This window comes from Chlorogloeopsis sp. ULAP01, from assembly GCF_030381805.1.
GTDB lineage: Bacteria > Cyanobacteriota > Cyanobacteriia > Cyanobacteriales > Nostocaceae > Chlorogloeopsis.
Window position 1 is genome coordinate 44,451 of the sequence record NZ_JAUDRH010000011.1, and the last position, 17,652, is coordinate 62,102.

Annotated in this window: 17 protein-coding genes; 14 read left to right on the top strand and 3 right to left on the bottom strand. The window is 41.6% G+C overall.

The genetic code is table 11. The features are described from left to right. The first annotated feature begins 54 nt into the window (after positions 1 to 54). Entirely contained in the window at positions 55 to 1,047 is a 993-nt protein-coding gene (locus tag QUB80_RS21355) for a DnaJ C-terminal domain-containing protein (RefSeq protein ID WP_289791523.1), read from the top strand. Beyond that, positions 1,044 to 1,349, top strand: coding sequence for a chaperone modulator CbpM (locus QUB80_RS21360; protein ID WP_289791524.1), 306 nt, complete (start codon positions 1,044 to 1,046; stop codon positions 1,347 to 1,349). The genes QUB80_RS21355 and QUB80_RS21360 overlap by 4 nt, the downstream gene beginning before the upstream one ends. Positions 1,350 to 1,952: 603 nt before the next feature. Here the strand turns inward: QUB80_RS21360 and ahcY are convergent. Continuing rightward, positions 1,953 to 3,230 (bottom strand): adenosylhomocysteinase, encoded by a 1,278-nt coding sequence (gene ahcY / locus QUB80_RS21365; protein ID WP_289791525.1) that lies wholly within the window; start codon positions 3,228 to 3,230, stop codon positions 1,953 to 1,955. Between the two features lie 559 nt (positions 3,231 to 3,789). Here ahcY and QUB80_RS21370 point away from each other — a divergent pair. The 4 genes from QUB80_RS21370 to QUB80_RS21385 all read left to right on the top strand — a co-directional run bounded on the left by QUB80_RS21370 (position 3,790) and on the right by QUB80_RS21385 (position 8,211). Continuing rightward, complete coding sequence (locus tag QUB80_RS21370) at positions 3,790 to 5,409, top strand: mechanosensitive ion channel family protein (RefSeq protein WP_502875307.1); 1,620 nt, start codon at positions 3,790 to 3,792, stop codon at positions 5,407 to 5,409. Positions 5,410 to 5,626: 217 nt separating this feature from the next. Continuing rightward, positions 5,627 to 5,890 carry a hypothetical protein gene (locus tag QUB80_RS21375; RefSeq protein WP_289791526.1) on the top strand — a complete coding sequence of 88 codons (264 nt, stop codon included), beginning with the start codon at positions 5,627 to 5,629 and terminating at the stop codon, positions 5,888 to 5,890. Between the two features lie 287 nt (positions 5,891 to 6,177). Then, positions 6,178 to 7,005 (top strand): SDR family oxidoreductase, encoded by an 828-nt coding sequence (locus tag QUB80_RS21380; protein ID WP_289791527.1) that lies wholly within the window; start codon positions 6,178 to 6,180, stop codon positions 7,003 to 7,005. Positions 7,006 to 7,293: 288 nt separating this feature from the next. Beyond that, positions 7,294 to 8,211: an alpha/beta fold hydrolase gene (locus QUB80_RS21385; RefSeq protein ID WP_289791528.1), complete on the top strand. Its 918-nt coding sequence runs from the start codon at positions 7,294 to 7,296 to the stop codon at positions 8,209 to 8,211. A 188-nt stretch (positions 8,212 to 8,399) separates the two neighbouring features. Here the strand turns inward: QUB80_RS21385 and QUB80_RS21390 are convergent, their stop codons facing one another. Continuing rightward, complete coding sequence (locus tag QUB80_RS21390; RefSeq protein ID WP_289791529.1) at positions 8,400 to 8,891, bottom strand: orange carotenoid protein N-terminal domain-containing protein; 492 nt, start codon at positions 8,889 to 8,891, stop codon at positions 8,400 to 8,402. Between the two features lie 212 nt (positions 8,892 to 9,103). Between QUB80_RS21390 and QUB80_RS21395 the strand changes: the two genes are divergently transcribed. Beyond that, positions 9,104 to 9,979, top strand: coding sequence for an SDR family NAD(P)-dependent oxidoreductase (locus tag QUB80_RS21395; protein ID WP_289791530.1), 876 nt, complete (start codon positions 9,104 to 9,106; stop codon positions 9,977 to 9,979). A 102-nt stretch (positions 9,980 to 10,081) separates the two neighbouring features. Here QUB80_RS21395 and QUB80_RS21400 read toward each other — a convergent pair whose 3' ends face one another. Beyond that, the gene (locus QUB80_RS21400; RefSeq protein ID WP_289791531.1) at positions 10,082 to 10,540 is read right to left on the bottom strand and encodes a DUF6335 family protein; all 459 of its coding nucleotides are present in this window, start codon (positions 10,538 to 10,540) and stop codon (positions 10,082 to 10,084) included. A gap of 662 nt (positions 10,541 to 11,202) precedes the next feature. On the opposite strand from QUB80_RS21400, the gene QUB80_RS21405 reads away from it, so the two are divergent. The 7 genes from QUB80_RS21405 (at position 11,203) to QUB80_RS21435 (ending at position 17,648) form a co-directional block, all read left to right on the top strand. Next, positions 11,203 to 11,598 carry a DUF2267 domain-containing protein gene (locus QUB80_RS21405; protein WP_289791532.1) on the top strand — a complete coding sequence of 132 codons (396 nt, stop codon included), beginning with the start codon at positions 11,203 to 11,205 and terminating at the stop codon, positions 11,596 to 11,598. A gap of 167 nt (positions 11,599 to 11,765) precedes the next feature. Further along, positions 11,766 to 12,854, top strand: coding sequence for a DJ-1/PfpI/YhbO family deglycase/protease (locus tag QUB80_RS21410; RefSeq protein ID WP_289791533.1), 1,089 nt, complete (start codon positions 11,766 to 11,768; stop codon positions 12,852 to 12,854). A 115-nt stretch (positions 12,855 to 12,969) separates the two neighbouring features. Beyond that, positions 12,970 to 13,668 (top strand): SRPBCC family protein, encoded by a 699-nt coding sequence (locus QUB80_RS21415; RefSeq protein ID WP_289791534.1) that lies wholly within the window; start codon positions 12,970 to 12,972, stop codon positions 13,666 to 13,668. 46 nt (positions 13,669 to 13,714) lie between these two features. Continuing rightward, positions 13,715 to 14,884 carry a zinc-dependent alcohol dehydrogenase gene (locus QUB80_RS21420; protein WP_289791535.1) on the top strand — a complete coding sequence of 390 codons (1,170 nt, stop codon included), beginning with the start codon at positions 13,715 to 13,717 and terminating at the stop codon, positions 14,882 to 14,884. A 122-nt stretch (positions 14,885 to 15,006) separates the two neighbouring features. Beyond that, entirely contained in the window at positions 15,007 to 15,615 is a 609-nt protein-coding gene (locus tag QUB80_RS21425) for a hypothetical protein (protein ID WP_289791536.1), read from the top strand. 288 nt (positions 15,616 to 15,903) lie between these two features. Continuing rightward, positions 15,904 to 17,073, top strand: a complete 1,170-nt coding sequence (locus QUB80_RS21430; RefSeq protein ID WP_289791537.1) for a zinc-dependent alcohol dehydrogenase — start codon at positions 15,904 to 15,906, stop codon at positions 17,071 to 17,073. Further along, positions 17,070 to 17,648: an HdeD family acid-resistance protein gene (locus QUB80_RS21435; RefSeq protein ID WP_289791538.1), complete on the top strand. Its 579-nt coding sequence runs from the start codon at positions 17,070 to 17,072 to the stop codon at positions 17,646 to 17,648. Before QUB80_RS21430 ends, QUB80_RS21435 begins: the two co-directional genes overlap by 4 nt. Positions 17,649 to 17,652 lie beyond the last annotated feature (4 nt).

The following is a 17,652-nucleotide window of genomic DNA, read 5'->3' on the forward strand; positions in this document are numbered from 1 at the left end:
GCCATACTTTAATTAAACTAAAGTCAGGTTTTTCGATTCAGCAATGAAACAGCTATGCCAGCTGCAACCGACTTCAAGGACTATTACCAAATTCTAGGGGTGAGCAAAAATGCCACACCGGAGGAGATTAAGAAAGCCTACCGCAAGCTGGCACGTAAGTATCACCCCGATGTCAACCCTGGAAATAAAGAAGCGGAGGAACGCTTCAAAAAAATTAACGAAGCTAACGAAGTACTTTCCGATCCAGAAAAACGCCAAAAATACGATGCTTTTGGACAATATTGGCAGCAAGCGGCGGCAACTGGAGCAGCGCCGCACAGTCGGGGTACAAGAGTAGATGTTGGTGGCTTTGATTTCGATCAATACGGTAGTTTTGATGATTTTATCAACGATCTGCTCGGTCGTTTTGGTGGCGCGACAGGAGGTGGCAGAACTTACAGTTATCGCACTTATACAGGCGCTCAACCTGGGTTTGGCGATTTTTATGAAAATGTTGCCACTGAAGCACCTGCTCCGGATACAGAAGCAGCGATCGCTCTCAATTTTTCTGAAGCGTTTCACGGTACACAGAAGCGGCTGCAAATCGATGGCGAAACTGTTAATGTGCGCATTCCAGGTGGTGCTAAACCTAGAAGTCGCCTCCGCATCAAGGGTAAAGGACGTTCCAGTCCATTTTCTCAACAACGGGGAGATTTGTATTTAACAATTGAAGTTTTGCCCCATCCATTCTTTCGATTTGAAGGCGATAATATCACTTGTGAGATTCCCATTCGACCGGATGAAGCTGTTTTGGGAGCAGATATTAAAGTACCTACGCCCGATGGTAGCGTCACAATGAAAATTCCTGCGGGTGTACGTTCTGGGCAATCTTTGCGGTTACGGGGCAAAGGCTGGAAACAGCCCAAAGACGGGCGCAGTGATTTAATTGTCAAACTACAGATTGTATCTCCTAAAGATATGAGTCCGGTGGAACGTGAGTGCTATGAAAAAATTCGCGATAGTAGTACTTTTGATCCACGTGCAGCTCTACAAGAGGTGAAATTATGAATTCAGCTGGGCTATCACGGGTGGTTATCTCCGAAGAGGGCGATCGCCTTTACACATTTGAATATGCAGCTTTGGTTACACAAACATCAACTGCGCTGATCGAACGCTTCGCCACACTAGGATTGATTTCACCAACTAATTCCATGTTGCGATCGCGTGATATTACTCGTGTTAGTCAAATTTTGCGTTTGCGTCGAGATTTAGGACTCAATTTAGTGGGAGCTGCAATGGTATTAGATATGGCTGAAGAAATTGCCCAACTGCGGGCGCAATTGCAAGCTTACCGATCACACTCATCTTAAAACTTCCAAGTTAAAGTACTAATTCACTTCGGGTACATACTTTTTAAAGGGAATCATCATCTTAATATATCAACATTTAGTCATGGATGTATCTACACCGCACAAGAGAACAGACAATTTTCTTTCTTGATTTGCAGGTTCCAAAATAGACTTGACTGAGCGTCTTGAAGCTTGATTTCAGGATTTCCAAGTAAAACTATTTTTCATCACTATGAACAAAGTTTTGAAATAAGTATAGTAACGCACCAATAAATATAGTAAATTCAAACAATGCTTAAAAACTCTACAATTTGAGGTTTAGTTTATGAATCATTTCTAAGTGTAGATATGGCTAATATGCTGCTATATCATTGATGAATTGAAATTAGCCATTTCCCAGCATGCAGTTGATGATTTTAGTTCACACAAATACAAACCTCAAACCCTACCAAGATATATCTTCAAAATAAATGAACTACTATAGATTTCTTCGCCTGATGAGAATAAATGTAATCAAATAGAAAAAGGGATAGGCGATTAACCTATCCCAAGGCAATAGCCTTAGAAAACCTAGTTCTAGCTTAAGCTTTTATCCTATTACCATAATTAAATTCTCGGTAAAGATTAGGTGCCAGAAGTCCAAGAGTTCATGTACTCGATTTGCTCTGGCGTTAGGGAATCAACTTTAATTCCCATCGCCTGCAATTTCAAGCGGGCAATTTCTTGATCTACTTCTGTAGGAATCGCATGAATACCGGGTTCCAACTTACCCTTATTCTTGATTAGGTATTCACAACCAAGAGCTTGGTTGGCAAAGCTCATATCCATTACTGCACTGGGATGTCCTTCTGCGGCAGCAAGGTTAATCAGGCGCCCTTCACCAAGAACTACAACTGATTTACCATTTTTTAGGCGATATTCTTCAGTAAAAGGACGTACTGTTTTTACTTCCTTGGCTTTGGTACCTAGAGCAACAAGGTCGATTTCGATATCAAAGTGACCGGAATTGCAAACAATTGCACCGTCTTTCATCACGTCAAAGTGTTCGCCGCGAATTACGTGTTTATTACCTGTAACTGTGATAAATAAATCACCTAAAGGTGCAGCTTCTGCCATTGGTAGGACGCGGAAACCATCCATCACCGCTTCAATTGCCTTGATGGGGTCAATTTCGGTGACAATTACATTAGCGCCGAGTCCCCGTGCACGCAGGGCAGTACCTTTACCACACCAGCCATAACCGACAACAACAACGGTTTTACCAGCTAGTAGGATATTTGTAGCGCGGATAATCCCGTCGAGTGTAGATTGTCCTGTACCGTAGCGGTTGTCAAAGAAATGCTTGGTATCAGCGTCGTTGACGTTAATAGCCGGGAAGGTGAGAACACCATCTTTGAACATGGCACGTAGCCGAACAATTCCCGTGGTGGTTTCTTCTGTTGTACCGATAATGTCAGCGAGTTGCTGCTGACGTTCTTTAACTAGGGTGGCAACCACATCACAACCGTCATCAATAATAATGTTGGGACGGTGATCTAGAGCGATTTGGACGTGGCGGCTGTAAGTTTCATTATCTTCACCTTTGATAGCAAAGACAGGAATTTCGTAATCGGTGACGAGACAAGCGGCTACGTCATCTTGAGTGGAGAGGGGATTGCTGGCAATCAATACAGCGTCTGCGCCACCAGCTTTGAGAGCAATTGCTAAATTTGCTGTTTCTGTTGTGACATGACAGCAAGCAACAAGACGAACACCCGCAAAGGGTTTTTCTTGAGCAAAGCGATCGCGAATTTGCCGCAAAACAGGCATTTCGCGTCCAGCCCATTCAATGCGCTGTCTTCCCAAGGGAGCTAGGGCGAGGTCTTTAACCTCGTGCTTTAATCGGGGAGATGTTGCAGTCATCAAATAGTTCCTCAAAAAAGTAAAAAATTAGCGTAAATCCTTACGCACTCTACTAGATTATTCTAAGACTGGCAAACTCAGCTAAGATTTAAGCTTCTTTCTTAAAATTCATCTTTAAGGTAGAGGAAAAAACTCAGAATCTAAAATCCAGAATATTCTTTTGGGAACTGCCTTAGAACTGCAAGGTGCGCACTGTCCACAACTTCAAAATAAGGGTTTGAGGAAAGTTAGGCATTACCCACCCTACAGAAATTGCTTGATAATTTTGATGATTTAGAAAAATTTAATAACTTTTTCTAAAGTCAAGACCAACAGACACTCGACTTTGGACAGGTACAATTACTTAAATTGATTTGCCAGCATGGATTGAAATGAATTAGGAAAGATGGGGAAATGGGGAATGGACACGGAGATAAACAGATGCAGCGACGCGGAGAGTGGGGTAGTAGGAGATATAAAGAGAATCTTTTATTCTTTTTCACTGTATCCTGTCCCCTGTACCCTATTCCCTGTCCCCTATTCCCTGTCCCCTGTATTATAAAGAGCAAGGAGGTGTCCATTGCGCTCTAAATTTGTAGCGATCGCTTTTTCTTCGATGGTTATAACTATTGGAGTAATGCCAAAAGCTACAGCGCAGTTTCCTTTTTTCCCTAACCTGCAACCACCTACTTTAAGACCTGCTGATCCAGAAGGCAGAATAGTTACAGGATGGGTTTATTTGGATGGTAGGCGCTTGTTTCAGGTATCCGCACCAAGAACGAACTTTACAGAGCGTTTGGAGAGTATTCAGAGTAATTTGTACAGAGCAACCCAAAATTACTTGGATTCCCCTTCCCAAGAAGTCAATGTAGACATTGAACCAAACAACGGACTACCAATAATCACTGTCAATAATCAATATTTAATGACGGTTACTGCCCAAGATGCCAATCTACGACAGGTAGATCCTTTAACGGCAGCAAATCAAATCTCCGAAATTTTAAAGGAAGATTTAAAGCAGGCAAGACAGGAACGACGAACTGATTTTCTACTCAGTCAAGGCGCAATTGCTTCCGCAACTGGACTTGGTGTTATTGTCATCAGTTGGGGGCTATATCAGTGGCGGCAACGCTCAAAACGGCATTCATTGCAGCAAGCCTCCCCGACTTCAAGCGCAGCGAAACCAATTACTTCCCAGCTCAATCAACAGCATCATCGACATCTTGAAGAGGTAAAAAGACGGCTGCATCAGTTAGCTCAAACGATGCTTTGGGGAGGCAGCACATTCTTCATACTTGGTTTATTTCCTTACACGCGATCGCTACAATTAGGAATTTTCATCGGTTTACAAATTCCTATAAAATTGGCTGGTGTGGGAATTGGAACTTATGTAGCTATCCGTCTTAGCTATGCCCTGATTGATCGCTTCACTTCTGCTTTTGTCAGTAGTAGTGCGCTACTGACTCCAGAAAGTTCCGAAAGGTTGCAATTACGAGTTTCTACCATTTCTGGTGTCACCAAAGGTATTGTTGGCATTGCTTTTTTGGGAGTTGGTACTTTATTTGCTCTCATTTCTTTGGGTATAGATATTGTTCCATTGCTAGCGGGTGCTGGTTTAGTCGGTGTAGCAATATCCTTGGCTTCCCAAAGCTTAATCAAAGATGCAATTAACGGTTTTCTGATTATCCTAGAAGACCAGTACGCTCTAGGTGATGTTATTAATGTGGGAAATGTGGGAGGTTTGGTAGAAAATTTAAATCTACGCATGACTCAAGTTCGAGACTCGGAAGGACGCTTAATTACTATCCCCAACAGTGAAATTAAAATAGTCGCTAATCTTTCTAGTCGTTGGTCGAGAGCCGATCTAACTATTCCAGTTGCTTACGAAGCTGATATTGACGAAGCTTTGCAATTAATTAAGACTGTTGCCCTAGAAATGGATCAAGATCCGCAATGGCAACTTCCAATTGTAGAAACACCGCAAGTTTTGGGAATCGATAATTTTGGCGATCGCGGTTTATTAATTCGTGTGTGGATTAAAACACAGCCACTCAAACAATGGGATGTGGCACGCGAATTTCGCCGCCGCTTGAAAATCGCCTTCGACAAAGCCGGAATTGCCATTCCTGTACCGCAACAAGCTGTCTGGGTAAATGATGTTCACCTGCTCAAATCTCAAGCTGATGGCAAGACAAATTAGTTACTAGTAGCGGAGGCAGTAGTTCGCAAACCCTTGTTACCAGGTTGAACCTGGTAACGAGAACTAGAGCAAGAGTGCTCTCTTATCCACTAACTACTATTTACCATCCAATTTAGTACATTTGTACTATAATTAGAAGTAGAGTCCACAAAGCCTGTTTAAGAACAAAGCGGCTCTGTGACAGTCCTCCGGAAGATGGATTCAAGGGTTCTGTTCTATGAAAAAGTACTATATTCTTAGTCTCAATCCGACTGCCAAGCACGATTGGGATCGGTGTATCTTACGCGATCCATTGACTGCCAAGCGCCCAGATCTGGCGAAATTAGTTTCTGAAGCAGTCGGTGCTGATACAGGCAGTTATTTGATAAGTGTAAATATCGAAGTACAAGTTTTAGAGCAAGCAGCAGTGCCTCAAGCTGAACAATTGTCTTTGAATGTTTCAGAGGTAAATGAAAAGCCACAACTAAGGGAAGTAGCTTAGAGAAAATAAGTAAAAGCCAGGAGGCAGAGAGAAGTTGAAGCCTCCTTGTCGAGTGAGCAACGCTTTTGAAGGAAGTCTCTGCTCCAAATTTCAAAGAGGCAGAAGGCAGAAAGGAAAGACTTATCTGTCTAGTTTTTGGTAATAAGCATTTTACATTTAATTATGTCCACAAACTTATAAACTGAAACCTTAAAGCAACTTAGACAAAATGAACAAGGATAATAGTTAATTGTAGAGACGTGCCACTCACATCTCTACTAAATATCCTTATTTTTGTATAAATTCCTATGAACGTTGCAATTATTGGTTGTGGTTATGTTGGTTCTGCTGTTGCTCACCATTGGCAACAAAAGATGACTTTAGTTGTTACTGCAACCACAACAACTCCTGAAAGAGTGCCAGAATTACAATCACTAGCTCAACGAGTTGTAACAGTCCAAGGAAATGATCCAGAAGGGCTAAAATCAGTCTTAAAAAATCAAGATGCTGTACTTTTGAGTGTTGGTACAAAAGGAAGCGGCACTTACGAAGAAACTTATTTACAAACTGCCCAGACTTTAGTTTCAGCCTTAAAGCAGACACCAAGCGTTCAGCAACTTATATACACAAGTAGTTGTTCTGTATACGGTGAACAACATGGCGCATTGGTAGATGAAGAAACGCCAGTTGCACCTACAACCCCTAGTGGAAAAATTCTCAGCGAAACTGAGCAAGTATTGCTTTCAGCTTCTAGTGAAAATCTCCGCGTTTGTATTCTACGTTTGGGCGGCATTTACGGACCTCGTCGAGAACTGGTAAAAATATATCAGCGACTTGCTGGTACAACTCGTCCAGGTAGTGGTGAGGAACCAGCCAACTGGATTCATCTTGAGGATATTGTTATTGCAAGTGAGTTTGCTCGTCGTCACCGCTTTCAAGGTATTTACAATCTTGTGGATGATGATAATCTCACAAATGGTGAAATTGCTAACCGCGTGTGTGAAATCCACAATCTACCTAAAGTTACATGGGATTCTTCCCTAAGCAGTAAGCGTTCCTATAACGCTAAAGTGTCAAATAAAAAAATAAAAGAAGCGGGATACAAGTTTGTTCATCCACAAATGCTTTTTAGCTAGTCATGGGATTTTGGATTTTAGATTTTAGATTTTGGATTGATTCCACAGATAAATTTCATCCTTATTTCATGAAGACATTATGGTCATTAAAGCTAGAAGATGATGTAGATAAGTAGGTGGACATAATTAAATGTAAAATTCTTATCGCCAGAAACTAGATATGATACGCTTTTTATCTACCAACGGATACGCCGCTCCGCAAGGGCGCGCTGCCCTCTGCCTTTTTCCTTCTACTTACTTTCTGCTTTTATCTAAGATAATAATGACGGTTGTTTTTCAAAGAGTTCTATGATTACTCAAGATAAATCAGCATCTTCTACCCAGTTTTATACTTGGCATAGTTATCGTTGTGCATATGAAGTTTTTAAACCGATAAATTCAACTTCTCAGGGTATTCCTTTACTATTAATTCATCCTATTGGTGTTGGTTTATCAAGACAATTTTGGCAGCACTTTTGTCGGGAATGGTATCAACAAGGAAATAGCAATCAAATTTATAATCCTGATTTACTCGGTTGTGGCGAGAGCGATAAACCCCACATAGCTTGTACTCCAGGTGATTGGGCTGAACAGTTACGACATTTTATACAAACAGTAGTACAAAAACCTGTTGTTGTCATAGTACAAGGTGCTTTATTTGCAGTTGCAATCGAATTAGTTAAAAAAGAACCAAATTTAATTGCTGGATTAGTACTTGCTACTCCTCCTGCTTGGCCTTTAATTAAGAAAGAAGCACCACAGTGGCAAAAGAAAGGTATTTGGAACCTTTTAGATTCTCCTTTAGGTAATCTTTTTTATCGCTATGCCCGTACAGAAAAATTTTTGCGTAATTTTTCAATTAAACAGTTATTTAAATCTGCCAATAGTGTTGATGCAGAATGGTTAAATACTTTACGCACAGGTGCAGAAGATATTGCTAGTCGCTATGCAGTTTTTTCTTTTTTGGCTGGCTTTTGGTTAAAGGATTACAGTAGTGCAGTTGTCTCCATCAAGCAACCAACACTGGTAGTTGTGGGTGAAAACGTATCAAGTATTTCCCAAGAAGGAAAAGAGCTTACAGCAGATGAATGGTTGGCTGACTACCTCACAGCTTTACCTCAAGGAAGTGTGAAAAAAGTTCCTGGTAGAAATGTTTTACCTTATGAGTCTACCACTGAGTTTGTGAGTGCGATATCGCCATTTATAAATGAGATGAGTTCCGATTAAATGAATTTACTATTTGTGTCTTGATAAAAATTAGCTTAACGATCGCTTTTTCGATTAGTTGCTCTACCTAAAAAATAAATGAGCTTTTATAAAAGATAATACAGGGAAAATTAAAACTTTCCCTGTATGAAATCTGTTTAATTATAGAATTCAGTAATCAAAGAAAATCACAACATCAACAGAGATTTTTAAATTTCAGCACCTGCTTTTGGTTGAGCACCCATTGGCGACACATAATCACGGAAAAGAGTAATCTGTTCACCAAAATCTAATTGTTTAATCTTCTCGAAAAGCTCTTGAGCCTGTGAGGAAAGTTCGTAATTAGCGGGCATTGGGATGATTGTGGCGTTTTCCATTCCTTGAGCAAGGCGATACCAAAATAGTAGTTTGGTGGTGTCGCTAAAAGAGCCATACTCACGAACTAATTGATTATCTACTTTATTAATCAAGTCTCGCTGAAGTTGTAATTGTTCTTCATGAGATAGTTCTTTAACTTGATTGAACAAACCTTCAGCAACTTCTGGAGAAACTGTGCTAGCACCAGGAGCGGCAGGAGTAATAGAGTCACCCATTTCTTTGTAGATAAACCAGAACAACGCAAGCTGTTCATCTACAGGTAAACTTTGAAAAGCTTGTACGTGTTCGCGAATATTTGGATCGTTAGATTGAGTGAATGTCATTATGAACTCCGATTGCAATTAAATTAATTAACACCACTAGCAAAGTTATCAAAGTAGACTTTAAAATCGAACCCTACTGAAGACAGATGTATCTCAATCAAAGAGAAGAACAATTGAAAAATGAAAGTGGTTAATGGTTAATGCCAATTAACTATTAAACATTACCAATTACTGATCGCATCGCTAGCTAAATATTCACAAGGGTGATAAAAATGGATAGACGATTAGAAGGCAAAGTGGCTATTATCACAGGTGCTGGTACTGGTATTGGAGAAGCTATTGCCCATAAATTTGCCAAAGAAGGTGCTTCTGTTGTTGTCAATGGACTACCAGACGATCCAATTGAAGATGTGGTGCAAAAAATAAAACATTATGGCGGTAAAGCGATCGCCTATGCGGGTGATGTTTCCCAAGAATTTCATGCTCAAAACTGCGTGCAAACAGCACTCAACGCCTACAGTAAGTTGGATATTCTCATTAACAACGCTGGAGTATTTCTTGCCACAGCCGAAACTCAGGACTACCCTGTTGAGGTATTTGATGAAACCATCCGCATGAATCTCCGTTCAGCATTCTTAATGACAAAATACGCACTGCCACACCTACAAAAAACACGGGGTAACATCGTCTCGGCTGGTTCGGAAGCAGGCTTTAATGGTTTAGCATACAATACACCATACGGCGGCACTAAAGGCTGGATGCATTCGTTTATGAAGGGTGTTGCTGTTGAACAAGCCAAACATGGTGTTCGAGCTAACTGTGTATGTCCTGGTGCAATTGATACTGCTTGGACACACAAAGAAGAAGGGCCAATGAATGCCGAGATGGAAAATACTCTCATTCAAGCCACACCGATGGGAAGACGCGGTACAAGTGAAGAAATGGCAAACGTCTACGCTTTTATCGCTTCTGATGAAGCAAGCTACGTAACGGGTGCATTGTGGCTGGCAGATGGTGGTGTCACTGTTGCAAAAGGAGCAGTTGGCAAAGAAACTCCATTCTGGTTGCGCTTTGAACCAAAGGGTGAATTACGTCTCGATCACTCTCGCGAAGGATTAGAGAATAAGGAAACGCAATCACGGATGTAGGCAGAAAGAGGACACGGGGAAAAGGGGACACGGAGACACGGAGACACGGGGAATTGTGAATCAGGTTCTCTCCCATTGTCTTCATTTCTCTCCGCGTCTTCTTCACTCTCTTCGCTGCTCATAATCTTCGCTAGATGTGGGATCTAATTCCCAACGCCTGTCGTCGCGCTGCTCTAAAATTTCGTTTGTTCGCAGGAATGCTTTGTCATCCATCTCTAGTCCTACGGCGGCACCAAGTTCATCAACAATATCTTGATCGGGAGTGGGAGCAGTACCACCAACTGCTTCATCACCTACGTCTGCCTCAAGTTCCCAAGCCGCATCTATATCTCCTCCTGTTATCTCTGGACTGGCTTGTGCGTTTCCCTGCGTCTGATATCGTTGTTTGTGATCGCCTATGTTATGCCCCGGCTCATCCTTAACACCAGTACCGTAAGATTCTGTAATTTCCTGCGGTAAATCAGAAACTTGCGATGGTAAATCTTTCTGCTGGGGTTGCTTATCTGGATCAACTTGATTGAGTTGAGCTTCTAAATCTTTTTCAAATTGTGGATTGACCATAAATACTTGTCCTCTGTTGCACGCTCACAATAACGCTTTATTTTTCAAGCTTTGTCATCCTCAAGGTCTATCCCTTTAGGATGAAAACTATTTCACTCTTTGGAGCGAAGAGCAAATAGAAATTTATGCATAACCTTGAAAGAGTGAATCCACGCTATAGCCACTTCATCTAAGTTATGAGTTATGAAATACAGGCATGAATAATTTTATTATTGCCTAGAAAAAATCATAGCTCATAACTATTTTTTTAATCTATATCTAAAACCAAAATATTTTTGTTTCTTTCCTAAGACATATCAAATTCATATTGTTGTTATTTCTATTGAATGAAGAAATCTAAAGTTTTAAAATCCAAAATAGCCGTATAACTAAGAGTTCATGGTCAAAGTCACATAGGATTGAGTTGGGGTTTATAAAATGAATGTTCTCTCTTCAATTCACTAAATTCCTAATAGAATAGATTGTGGTAGAGCGTGATTTTATAAATCCTAACCATTTTTTAGAAAAGCTACGATTATTTCTACTTACTTAAATAAAAAAGGTTGTATCAATTTGAATATTTTCTCAAAGTTATAAAAATTAATCTGATTGTTGTATTTAAAAGAAATAGATAAAAGATAAAAAATAAAGATTGATTTTATGTCGTTAGCGGAGGCAGAAAGGTGAAATATGAAGAATTCCTTAAACACGTTGAAAGTGTTGCTCAATTAAATTCTCGTGAAGAAGCAGAACGTGCTACCCGTGCAACACTCGAAACAATTAAAGAACGGATAGTTGGCAATGAAGCCAATCACTTAGCCGCCCAGTTACCAGAAGAATTAGCAGGATATTTACGTGGTCGAGAAGGTGAGAGTGGTCAATCATTTACTTTGGAAGATTTTATATCTAAGGTAGGTGAAAAAGAAAACGTTGACCCAACAGCAGCAGTAATACATATCCGCTCTGTATTTACAGTTTTACAAGATGCAGTTACACCAGGTGAATTTGCTGATTTTCAACATAATTTTTCAGAGGATTATGCAGAACTATTTCCTCCCAGTAGCGAACTAACTACATAAAATTAGGGGCTTAGGCGCACTCTGCAAAGCTTTTGACAAAGTACGTCAACTTGCCCATAAAGAAGTTATGAGTTTGGAATCAATACAGTATTACTCATAACTTGTAGTCAACAACCTTTAATGAAATAACTAATATCAAGTTGTTAAAAAAAATACAAGGAAATTCAATGGCACTTAACAATTCCAGTAAAAAGAAAGTTGCTTTCCTGATTGAAAATGATGTAGAGGATGCAGAATTTCAAGTACCATACAATGCGCTTAAACAGGCGGGCATGGAAGTTGTTGTCCTTGGTTCGCGCATGAACGAAAAATATCACGGAAAACAAAGTAAAGTTTCCATACAGCCTGATGGTACGGCAACCGAAGCAGTGGCTTCTGAGTTTGATGCTGTCATTATTCCCGGTGGTGTGGCTCCCGACAAAATGCGACGGAACCCCAACATGGTGCGCTTTGTTCAAGAAGCCATGCAGCAAGGAAAATTAGTGGCAGCCGTTTGTCACGCACCGCAACTTCTAATTGAAGGCGATTTACTTAAAGGTAAACAAGCTACTGGCTTTATAGCAATTCGCAAGGACATGATCAACGCCGGTGCGAATTATATAGATGAACCCCTGGTGATTGACGGAAACTTAATTACATCACGTCAACCTGGAGATTTAGCGATATTTGCCACAGCGATTTTGAGCCGTTTGGGATATGGCGGTAAAGATGCTGCATTACCTCATGAAAATGATCAAACAGCCGAATGGTGGAAACTTGCCGATGCTTGGGGTGGTTCTACCAAAGGTGATATAACCAAAGCTTTAAACACCGCCTTGGCTGGTGAGCGCTATGCATTAGAAGCACTAGAAAAATACACTGAAAAAGAATCGGATGCACAAATAAAATCTCTGTTCCAAGAGATGATTCCCCTGAGACAGCGCCATATTCAAAGATTAGAAGCACGACTTACCGAATTGGGTGAAAAACCTTCCTTAGCCGCCAATATTGCCGATAAGTATGCCAAAGTGAAAACTACTCTTACAGGTAGTGACGATATCTATCAATTACGTTCCGCCTTGGGCGATCTACAAACTGGTATAGGTGATATCGGCAATTTGTGTGTAGCAATTACTGATCCAGTGTCAACTAGGATTTTCACAGAAATTCACAAAGACCTCTTGATGTACGAGCAGCGTCTAGCGGATCTGTATCGGACAAGAATGGGCGCACAGGTGAAGCCGACTCAGCCTACGACAGGAGCAGCTGTAAGTTAGGGACTAGGAACTAGGAAGAGGAGGGGGAGATGAGGGGACAAGGGGAAAATCTTTCTCCTTGTCCTCTTCTTCCCAATCTCCGATTCCTTATTCGCTCAGTGAAGGAGATATACAAGTGACATCAACATCAGGAAATCAGTTAAGCGGTGGTAATGGTGAAGCTAGTGAAGCGGAACGCTGGGCTTCTTTAATTGGTGGTGGTGCCTTGGTGCTAATGGGTTTGAGAGAACGATCGCTCAAGGGCGCATTGATGGCACTAGCGGGTGGAGGTCTAATTTATCAGGGTGCGACTAAACAAAGCACAGCAAAACAAGTGCAGGAAGCAATAGGCATGAGTCAAGCGATCAGAGTTGAAAAGACAGTAACGATAAATAAAGGGGCAGACGAACTTTACCGTTTTTGGCATAACTTCGAGAATCTACCCAGATTCATGAAACATCTTAAGTTCGTGAAGGTGTATAACGATAAGCGTTCTCACTGGATAGCCAATGCACCCTTGGGTCAAAGTGTAGAGTGGGATGCAGATATTCTAGAAGACCGGGAAAACGAGTTTATTTCTTGGGCATCGGTAGAAGGGGCAGATGTTGACAACTCTGGTTTTGTCCGTTTCACAAAAGCACCAGGCGATCGCGGCACTGAAGTCAAAGTTGTGATGGAATATAATCCGCCTGGAGGAGCGCTAGGAGCTGCCATAGCTAAACTTTTTGGTGAAGAACCAGAACAACAGATTGGTGATGAGTTACGCCGTTTCAAAATGCTAATGGAGGCAGGTGAAATCGCTACAACCGAAGGACAGCCAAAAGGGAATGGCTAATAGCTATTAGCAATCTAAAATTTAAAATCTAAAATCCAAAATTGATATGAAAGCAGCCTGCTGGCATGGTGCCAATGATGTACGAGTAGAGATAGTTCCTGATCCAAAAATTTTGAATCCGCGTGACGCTATTCTCAAAATTACATCAGCTACTATCTGCGGTTCTGATCTGCATATTTATGATGGCTATATCCCAACAATGCAAACTGGTGACATCATCGGTCACGAATTCATGGGAGAGGTAGTCGATATTGGTAGTGAAGTCAACCTTTTAAAAAAAGGCGATCGCGTTGTTGTCTCCTCAATTATTGGCTGTGGTCAATGCCACTATTGCCAACATCAAATGTGGTCATTATGTGATAACTCCAACCCCAACGCTTGGATGCAAGAAAATGTTTATGGGTTTGGAACATCAGGTATCTTCGGTTATTCCCACGCCTTTGGTGGTTATGCAGGAGCCTTTGCAGAATACGTGCGCGTGCCGTTTGCTGATTTTGGTGCAGTGAAAGTTCCAGAAGGGATTTCTGATGAAAAACTACTGCCTATTTCCGATGCTTTCCCCACTGGTTACATGGGAGCGGATCTGTGCGATATTCAACCTGGGGATATTGTAGCAGTTTGGGGTTGCGGTCCTGTGGGATTATTCGCCATGCGTAGCGCGTATATGTTGGGTGCAGAACGAGTGATTGGTATCGACCGTTTTCCTGAACGCCTACAAATGACCAAAGACTTTGCCAAAGCGGAAACCATTAATTATGAGGAAATAGATGCAGGCGAAGCCCTCAAAGAAATGACAGGAGGACGCGGCCCTGATGCGTGTATTGATGCAGTAGGATTAGAAGCTCACGGCACAGGTTTAGAAGGATTTTACGATGAAGCCAAGCAGGCAGTTCGATTGGAAACCGATCGCCCACACGTGCTGCGGCAAATGATGCTTGCTTGTCGCAAAGGCGGCACTCTCTCGGTAATGGGAGTTTATGGTGGCTTTATAGATAAAATCCCAATGGGTGCAGCCTTCAATAAGGGTTTAACTTTCAGAATGGGGCAAATGCACGGTCAGAAGTATATGCCCTTGTTGTTGGGTTATGTCTTAGAAGGCAAAATTGATCCGTCGCAAGTTTTTACCCATCGCTTACCTCTAGAAGAAGCGAAGCAGGGCTTTGAAATTTTCAAGCATAAGAAAGATAACTGCATCAAAGTTCTGCTGAAACCGTAAACAGATTTGGTTGGTGTTAATGACGAATAGTTAATGATTAATTGCAATTAGTTATTAGCTATTAACAATTAGCAATCAACAACTATCTACTAACTAGCAAACGATTTAATCGGAGGATATTTATGAACAAATTCATTTCTGTAATCAAAAATCTGTGCTTGCATAAAATTCTCATGATGCTTGTAGTCGCCCTATCTGTCTTGCTCATGCAGGCTTTTGGCAATACAGCACAAGCTTTCGCTGATGAAACCGTGAAATCTCCATACGGTTATTATTACAAAGGCACACCTGATGAAAATATTTCTACTCAAAACAGAAATATTCTTAATCAAGATAGAAATGCTTTCAATCAAGACAGAAACGCGAATAGATACAATAACCAACAGTTAGAACGTACTGAGAGATACTCTCAAGGTAGTTTTAATAAAAGTGGTGAAACCGTGAAATCTCCATACGGTTACTATTACAAAGGTACACCCGACGAAAACGTTTCTAATCAAGTAGTAGACAGTGCGAAAAGAAACTTGAAAGATACTGCTGGTAACGTCCGCGAAAAACTCAATCTTGATGAGCCCGTACCTGAAGCGACAAAAGACTTTATACAGTCAGCCAAACAAAAAGTTGGAGAAGCAGTTGAGTCATTAACTGGCAGTCAACAAAATCAACAAGATTATTCCCGACGGCAAGAGTATCAAGATCCAAGGTATTACCAAAAACCACTCGATAAATAATCTCGTTTCTTAGTGAAGTTGCGTTCTATATATAACCTCCAACTTCACTATACCCCCTGCTAGAGGCTACGGTTTACACACAAATGATTTAATTACCCCAAATCCCGTTTTTTCTCTTTACCCAGGCTGGAGCCTGGGGTAACCATGATTGAGGCTCTGCCTTATGAAGAGGAAGCGTAGCCCCCCAGTTTTCATTATTATGCAGAGCATGGTAATGAGAAAAAATAGACTTGTGTGTACACGGTAGCCGCAAGAGGGAGGTCAAATTTTGAAATTTACATATTAATTATGAAAGCTGTTTGCTGGCATGGTGCCAATAATGTCCGAGTTGAGACTGTTCCAGATCCGAAAATATTAAATCCTCGTGATGCAATTGTCAAAATTACTTCCACGGCGATTTGTGGTTCTGATTTGCATCTTTACGATGGCTTTATCCCCACGATGGAAAAAGGCGATATCCTTGGTCATGAATTTATGGGGGAAGTCGTTGAACTGGGTAGCCAGGTAAAGAATGTGAAAGTTGGCGATCGCGTGGTCGTTCCTTTTACTATTTCTTGCGGTAATTGCTTTTTTTGCAACCGTGACTTGTGGTCACTGTGCGATAATTCCAATCCCAATGCTTGGATTGCTGAAAAGCTGATGGGACATTCGCCAGCTGGTCTATTTGGCTACTCACATATGTTGGGTGGCTATGCAGGTGGACAGGCAGAGTACGCCCGCGTACCCTTTGCCGACGTCGGCTTGTTCAAAATTCCCGATGGTTTAACAGACGACCAAGTACTGTTTCTCACCGATATTTTTCCCACTGGTTATATGGCAGCAGAAAATTGTCATATAAAACCAGGAGATATTGTTGCAGTTTGGGGTTGCGGCCCGGTCGGACAATTCGCCATCAAAAGTGCTTTTCTTTTGGGTGCAGAACGTGTAATTGGTATTGACCGCATTCCAGAACGCTTGCGTTTAGCTGAGAGTTATAGCGGTGCGGAAACTATCAATTATGAAGAAGTCGATCCAGGCGAAGTCCTCAAAGAAATGACTGGCGGGCGCGGGCCTGATGCTGTTATTGATGCGGTAGGCATGGAAGCACACGGTACCAATTTCGATGCTTTGTACGACCGGGTTAAGCAAGCAGTGCGCCTAGAAACAGACCGACCAACAGCACTCCGGCAAGTACTACTTACCTGTCGTAAGGGTGGTCACGTATCGATTCCGGGTGTTTACGGTGGTTTCCTTGACAAAATTCCAATGGGTGCAGCTTTTAACAAAGGGCTGACATTTAAAATGGGACAAACCCATGTCCATAAATACTTGCGCCCCTTACTAGAACACGTTCAAAAAGGTGATATCGATCCGTCATTCGTGATTACTCACCGCCTACCCTTAGAACAAGCGCCCCACGGCTACGAAATTTTCAAGCACAAAAAAGATAACTGTATTAAAGTAGTGCTCAAACCATGAGGCAATCTCCCAACCGCAGAATTGGAACTCTGCTAGCTCGCAATTGGTGGACGTTAGCATTTCGTGGTGTGTTGGCAATTCTCTTTGGAGTGGCAGTTTTTATTTGGCCGGCAATTAGTATTGCTGTGCTGGTAGCATTATTTGGTTTCTTCGTGCTGCTAAGTGGTATCTTGGCTACGATCGCTGCATTGGGAAGCCGAGGATCAGAAGAAAATAAATGGCTATTGCTGTTTGAGGGAATAGTGGGCATTATCGCCGGTGTGCTGGTCTTCTTCTGGCCTAGAATTACAGCTCTAATACTGCTTTACTTTATTGCTGCTTGGGCTATTATCACTGGCATTCTCGAAATTATTGCTGCCATTCAACTACGCAAAGAAATTGAGAATGAGTGGTTGCTTGCGATCGCTGGAATCGCCTCAGTAGTTTTTGGCATTTTAGCAGCAATTTGGCCAGGTGCAGGTGCTTTAGCAATTCTTTGGGGTATAGGAGCTTATGCAATTATCTTTGGCATCACGCTCTTAATTCTTGCTTTGCGGTTGCGAAATTGGCAAACACCAGGCCCGCCAGTTGTGTAGTGAG